General features: G+C 67.0%; 7 protein-coding genes and 1 pseudogene. 7 read left to right on the forward strand and 1 reads right to left on the reverse strand.

All coding sequences use genetic code 11. The features are described 5' to 3' along the window. Positions 1–43: 43 nt before the first annotated feature. Positions 44–283: pseudogene (locus H7I57_RS12765) on the reverse strand (NrtR DNA-binding winged helix domain-containing protein); the annotation flags it as partial. A 245-nt stretch (positions 284–528) separates the two neighbouring features. Between H7I57_RS12765 and H7I57_RS12770 the strand changes: the two are divergent. The 7 genes from H7I57_RS12770 to H7I57_RS34055 all read left to right on the forward strand — a co-directional run bounded on the left by H7I57_RS12770 (position 529) and on the right by H7I57_RS34055 (position 5890). Further along, entirely contained in the window at positions 529–1959 is a 1431-nt protein-coding gene (locus tag H7I57_RS12770) for a WS/DGAT/MGAT family O-acyltransferase (RefSeq protein WP_264023889.1), read from the forward strand. Next, positions 1956–2975, forward strand: a complete 1020-nt coding sequence (locus H7I57_RS12775) for an NAD-dependent epimerase/dehydratase family protein (RefSeq protein ID WP_264023891.1) — start codon at positions 1956–1958, stop codon at positions 2973–2975. Before H7I57_RS12770 ends, H7I57_RS12775 begins: the two co-directional genes overlap by 4 nt. Before the next feature lie 88 nt (positions 2976–3063). Further along, positions 3064–3318 carry a type II toxin-antitoxin system Phd/YefM family antitoxin gene (locus tag H7I57_RS12780; RefSeq protein ID WP_264023892.1) on the forward strand — a complete coding sequence of 85 codons (255 nt, stop codon included), beginning with the start codon at positions 3064–3066 and terminating at the stop codon, positions 3316–3318. Further along, positions 3311–3724: a type II toxin-antitoxin system VapC family toxin gene (locus H7I57_RS12785; RefSeq protein ID WP_264023894.1), complete on the forward strand. Its 414-nt coding sequence runs from the start codon at positions 3311–3313 to the stop codon at positions 3722–3724. The genes H7I57_RS12780 and H7I57_RS12785 overlap by 8 nt, the downstream gene beginning before the upstream one ends. A 92-nt stretch (positions 3725–3816) precedes the next feature. Then, positions 3817–4548: an ADP-ribosylglycohydrolase family protein gene (locus H7I57_RS33475; protein WP_308204351.1), complete on the forward strand. Its 732-nt coding sequence runs from the start codon at positions 3817–3819 to the stop codon at positions 4546–4548. Beyond that, positions 4527–5027 carry an ADP-ribosylglycohydrolase family protein gene (locus tag H7I57_RS33480; RefSeq protein WP_308204352.1) on the forward strand — a complete coding sequence of 167 codons (501 nt, stop codon included), beginning with the start codon at positions 4527–4529 and terminating at the stop codon, positions 5025–5027. The genes H7I57_RS33475 and H7I57_RS33480 overlap by 22 nt, the downstream gene beginning before the upstream one ends. A gap of 569 nt (positions 5028–5596) precedes the next feature. After that, entirely contained in the window at positions 5597–5890 is a 294-nt protein-coding gene (locus H7I57_RS34055) for an ATP-binding protein (RefSeq protein WP_464489918.1), read from the forward strand. Positions 5891–6050 lie beyond the last annotated feature (160 nt).

Genomic DNA, 6050 nt, shown 5'->3' on the forward strand with positions numbered 1-6050 from the left:
GAAGTTCGAGTAGACGTCGCCCTCAACGCAGTTTGAACGCGAGTCAGAGCCTCTGTCGGAACAGTTCGGCGGGCCGCCCCCTGGTTCCGCCGGCGACAGTGCCGGTCGGGACGAGTTGAGGTTCCATGGTGCGGCGGAACCAGTCGCGCTGCAGTGACTGCCCAGCGACCGCCTCGTGCGCCAGGCGTAGTTCCCGCATGGTGAACTCGTCGTCGAGCAGGCGATCAGGGTCAGGGCGGTCGGCGTACCGGGAGCGAAGGTCCTCGACGGCGAGGGCGATGATACGCGGCGGGTTTCGGATCAAGTTGCAGGGCAACGGGGTTGCGGTGCGGAGCTCGAGCGAGGTGGCGGGCAGGTCTGGGCAGACGCACAAGATTACGGCTGCGGGCGCGTGCTGCTCGACAAGGGGTTGCAGGCACGAGCGCGCCGTTGCGCATGCAGGTGGCGATGCGGGTGATCAGCATGGTGGCGAGGTGGCAGATCGCTGAGTCGTGGTGGCGGTCCCCTCACGCTCCCTACGATGGGGTGGTGCCTACCACGGCGGCCCGCTTGAACGTCACCGACAACTCGTTCCTCAGCCTGGAAAAGGGTGGCGGACACATGCACGTGGCCGGCGTTCTGATCTTCGAGGGGCCGCCACCGCCCTACGAGCAAGTGGTGGCGCGGATTCAGTATCGCCTCGACCTGGTCCCGCGCTACCGCCAGAAGCTCGCCGACTCCCCGTTGCGACTGGGGCGCCCCTTGTGGGTCGACGACCCCAACTTCAACATCCACTACCACTTGCGCCACACCGCGCTGCCCGCACCCGGATCGACGGATGACCTCGAAACGCTAATCGGGCGGATCTGTTCACAGCGCCTCGACCGCTCCAAACCGCTGTGGGAGTTGTGGTACGTGACGGGACTCGACAACGATCGGTTCGCGCTGATCGCCAAGACCCATCACGCGCTCGTCGACGGGATCGCCGGAGTGGACGTCGCCAGCCTGCTCTTGGACTCGCTCGAGGCCGACCCCGACGGTCCCGCCCGGGACGGCGCCGACGCGGAGTGGGAGCCCACTTCGGAGCCGACCGGCGCGCAGCTCGCCTCCGCCGAACTGCGTGAACTCATCGGGGGGCAGTGGTCCGTCGCCAAACGAGCGTTGCAGGCCGTTCCGCATCCCCGCCGAGCGCTCCACGTGGCCTGCGAATACCTGCAAGGCTTACGGGACTTCCTCGGCGCCGTGGTCGACACCGCCCCGCCCTCCCCGTTCAACGTCCCGCACGGTCCGCACCGGCGGGTCACCTGGTTCGAAGTAGAGCTGTCCGAGGTCAAGCGAATCAAGAACGCGCTCGGCGGAACCGTCAACGACGTGGTCATCGCGGCGGTCGCGGGTGGCTTGCGGACCTGGATGCTGGACCGGGGCTATCCGGTCGACGGCCTCACGCTGCAGGCAATGGTGCCCAAGTCCGTCCGGGAAGAAACGGAACGGCATTCGTTCGGCAACCGGATCGCGGCGATGCGCGCGCCCCTGCCAGTCGGCGTCGCGGACACGGTCGAGCGGCTGCGGACAGTGAGTGCGGCGATGAACGACCTGAAGAACTCGAAGCAGGTGCTCGGCGTGGAGGCCTATCTGGGCATGCAGCAGTTCGCGCCGCCGACGCTGCTGGCCCAGGCAGCCCGGCTGAACTTCTCCACCCGGTTGTTCAACCTGATCGTCACCAACGTTCCCGGACCGCAGTTCCCGCTGCACATGCTGGGGCGCGAACTCGTCAGCTTCCTGCCGATCGCGCCCACGCCGCAGGCCCACACGCTCGGGTTCGGAATCCTCTCCTACAACGGCAAACTCGGCTTCTGCCTGATCGGCGACTGGGAGGTGATGCCCGACATCCGCGATGTCGCCGGCCACATCCGCGACGCCTTGGGCGCGCTGCAGCGCGCGGCAGACACTTCGGCAACGCCGACCGGCGAGTCGTCATGACCGACGGGCTGACCGTGGCGGTCACCGGACCGACCGGCGACATCGGCCGTTCCCTGCTCCGTGCGCTCGAAGGCTCCGACCGCGTCACGCGGGTGCTGGGGATGGCGCGCCGACCGTTCGATCCCGAGGCGCACGGGTGGCGCAAGGTGTCCTACCGCCGGGGCGACGTGCTCGATCCCGATTCCGTCGCTGCCCTCGTCGCCGAGGCGGACGTGGTAGTCCACCTGGCGTTCCTGATCTTCGGCAACCGCGAGCAAACCCGCGAGGTCAACCTTCGCGGCTCCCGTAACGTGTTCGAGGCAGTGGCCGCCGCCGGCATCGGGCGCTTCGTGTACACGTCCTCGGTCGCCGCTTACGGGTTCGGGGACGGCACCCCGGAGCACGTGGATGAGACGGTGCAGCCGCGCGGAACCGAGGCGTTCTACTACTCGGCGCAGAAGGCGGAGCTCGAGGCGCTCCTCCAGGAGACGCTCGGCACGACAGACGTCGACTTCTACATCTTCCGACCCGTCGTGGTTGCCGGCCCGGACGCGCTGCTGCTGGTTGACAGCATCGCGAAGAGCTTTCAGCTTGGTGGGCGGTTCCCGGTCGAACGGCAGCTGGTCAAGGTGCTGCCCTGGCTGCGGCCGATGCTTCCCGACCCCGGCGTGGCGATGCAGCTCGTCCACCACGACGACGTGGCCGACGCGCTCGTGGCGGCGATCGAGGGACAGGGAACCCCGGGCATCTACAACCTCGCCGCGCCGGATCCAGTCTCGCTCAGCGAAGTCGCCCACGCGCTGGGGTGGCGACCGCTACCCATCCCGCGCCAGGCGGTGCCGGTCGCGGCCGCGGTAGTCGAACGGCTGCAGCGGTTCCTGCCCCAGGACCTCGCGTGGGTGAACGCTATGCGCAAGACGCTCGTCGTGGACACGACCAAAGCGCACCGGGAACTCGGCTGGCACCCCCACCACAGTGCCCACGCAGCCCTGCGCGAGACCGCGATCGCCGCACGGCTGAAGGGGCTGCTGTCATGACGACGGCGGGCTGGAAGGTGTCGGCGACACTCGTGGCGTAGCTGCAAGTCGCGAATGAACCCCGTAGCACTCGCTCTACGCTGGGGGCGTGACCAAACAGATCACCCAGCGGGAGCTGCGCAATAACAGCGGCGACTTCATGCGCCAGCTTGACCAAGGCGAGTCGTTCGTCGTGACCAGGAACGGAGTCCCGGTCGGCGAGCTTTCCCCGCTGCGCCGGCATCGACTTGTCAGCGCCGAGGCGGCCGTCGCCGCGTTCAGGGGTGCTCCGCGGGTGGAGTTCGACCAGTTCCGAGCAGATCTCGACCGGGTCGCCGGCCAGGAAATCGCCCCTCGTGGCTGAGGCTCCACGGCCACTGCAAGGCCTCATCCACACCTCGGTCGTCATCGATCTGGATCACATCGACGCCGAGCAACTCCCGATCGAACTCGCCATCAGCGCACTGACCACGGCAGAGCTCGCCGCCGGCCCGCACGCGACGGTCGATGCCGGCGAGCGAGCACGGCGCCAAGATCGCTTACAACGAGCCGAAGCCAACTTTGATCCCCTGCCGTTCGATGGCGACTCGGCGAGGGCCTATGGACGCGTATATGCCGCAGTCGCCGCGACGGGCCGCAAGGCGCGTGGCCCCCGAGCCGTCGATCTGTTGATCACCGCCACTGCCCTCGCGGCCAATCTCCCGCTCTACACACGCAACGTCGATGACTTCCGAGGGCTTGACGAAATCCTGCCGATTGTCGGCGTCTGAACCGACGCGAGCACGACGTACTCAGCGCTTCACCGCGGTCTGTCGCCCAGGAGAATCCAGGTTCGCCGCTGAATGTCGTCCAGGCTAAGACCTTGGAGCTGATCCGTTCTCTCGTCGACGAGGGTTGGCCGAGCTGGGTGACCCTGCAACGGCCGTGGTATGCCTGGTTGAGGCTCACCGAGCAGGGCGGCCGTACGGCGCGGGAGATCCAATCGAACGCGCAGTCTCAAGAGGAGACTTATCAGACGACGTGGCGCGAATTCTTCCCTTCCAGGGACGCGGTAGTTGCGCGCTGGCACGAGTGGTCGCTGCGGGCGACGGATGTCGGCATCCAGACCCGTTCGGTGCTCACCGCGGCCGCGCAGGCGGGTGGCATCACGGCAGTGCGCTTCCGTGACGCGGCGGCCAGACTGCATGAGCGCACCGGCCGCACGGCGGGAAACGGCTCGTTGATGCGGACCGCACCCGTGGCGCTCGCCTACCTCGACGACGAGGATGCGATGGTCAAGGCGGCGCGGGCATTGAGCGATCTCACCCACGTCGACCCCGACGCCGGCGACGCCTGTGTGCTCTGGTGCTGCGCGATCCGGCACGCGGTGCTCACCGGGCAGCTCGATGTGCGAATCGGGTTGCGCCACATCGACTGGAGCCGCCGCAAGGTGTGGCAGGAGCGACTGGACGCGGCGGAGGCGGGGCGGCCGTCGCCGTTCGCGCACAATGGTTCTGTGGTGGCCGCGTTGCAGGCGGCGTGGTCGGCGATCAGCACGACAGCTGTGCCCGTCGACGACCCAGCGCGTCCGGGGTGTTCCGCGCCGACCATCTGAACGACACCGACACCGTCGCTGCGATCGCCGGCGGGCTGCTGGGCGCCGCGTACGGGGCGTCCGCGGTGCCGGTGCGGTGGCGGGCGTTGCTGCACGGCTGGCCGGGCATGACGGCGCGCGGATTGGTCGGCTTGGCGTCGGCGATCTACCGTGGCGGTGAACCGGACCAGTTCGACTTCACCTATCCCGGTTCGCCGGTCGGTACGGTCGCGCGACATCCGTACGACGACGGCGTGGTGCTCGGCGGTATCGGCGTGCTGCGTCGGCTTCCGGCGGATGTCGATGCGGTGGTGTCGCTGTGCCGGGTGGCCGACGACGACGTTCCGGTGGGCATGCCGCACGTCGAGGTGCGGCTGATCGACAGACTCGATACTGATGAGAACCGGCACCTGAACTTCGTCCTGCTGGACGCCGCGCGCGCCGTCGAGCAGCTACGCCGCGAGGGACGAACCGTACTGGTGCACTGCGTCGGCACGTAGAGCCGCACGCCGACGGTCGGTGCGCTGTACGGCGCGCGGCTGCGGGGTGTCGATGTGGCTGGGGCACTGGCCGACGTCTGCACGGTGCTGCCGGGTGCGCACCCGAACACCGCAGGCGTTGCGGCGACTGCACGCTCGACCGCCAGAGTGCGGGTACAAACATCCGCTGCGGGGCGGGGAGACGTCGGTTCCGCGCTGAGTGTCGCCCCCGCCATGCCTACGCTCGTCGCTTCGACGAAGGCGGTGATGCACCAGTTAAATAGTCCGACGGTCGTATGCCCAACACGCGGCTCAATAGATTGGACTGGTGCTTCACCGCCTTAACGGTGCGGCTTTGCGTGCCACATCCCAGATCATGTGAGTAGGGACTAGCCTCGACGTTTCATGAATTGGGTGGTGACGCGGGCCTTTAATGCACGGAAGTGCCTGTCCTAGTTGAGAACATTGACTTGCTGAGGGTCAATTTTCGTCAAACAGGAAGGCACTCCGTAGGTGAAGCGTAGCGCGGTGTGTTCGGTGGTGCTGGATTCGGGTCGCGAGTCGCTGGTTTCTTCGGCCGGCGGGCTGTTGTGGCCCGAACTCTGCGCTGCTCGGGACTGGATAAGGCCTTGTCAGCAGCGTTGGCGTCGTGGCGAGCGCCGCGTGCCGTCCATTGGCGAGTCCCCGTTACTGAGTCCACCTGGACCACTACGAAGGGCTCACCTCATTTCGGTGAGGCCACCATCGCCTCGGCGATGATCGACAGGATCGTTCACCACGCCGATGTCATCGCCCTCAAAGGTGCCAGCTACCGCATCAAACACACCGCGATCGAGTCACTGCCCTCCGTAGAAGTCGATCGTCAGGCAGACTCAACCCCGTAAACCTGCTCACTTTTCGACCGGAGCAGGCTGCTCAAGATTCAACCGGAGCTGACAGGACGCTGTTGAACGTCTCTCTGGATGGCGACCACGAGTAGCTCCTCCGTCATCGAGAATGCTGAAGCATGGTGAGCCTGGGACCGTTGGTCTGCACCGTCATCAT

This window comes from Mycolicibacterium pyrenivorans, from assembly GCF_025821625.1.
Lineage (GTDB): Bacteria > Actinomycetota > Actinomycetes > Mycobacteriales > Mycobacteriaceae > Mycobacterium > Mycobacterium pyrenivorans.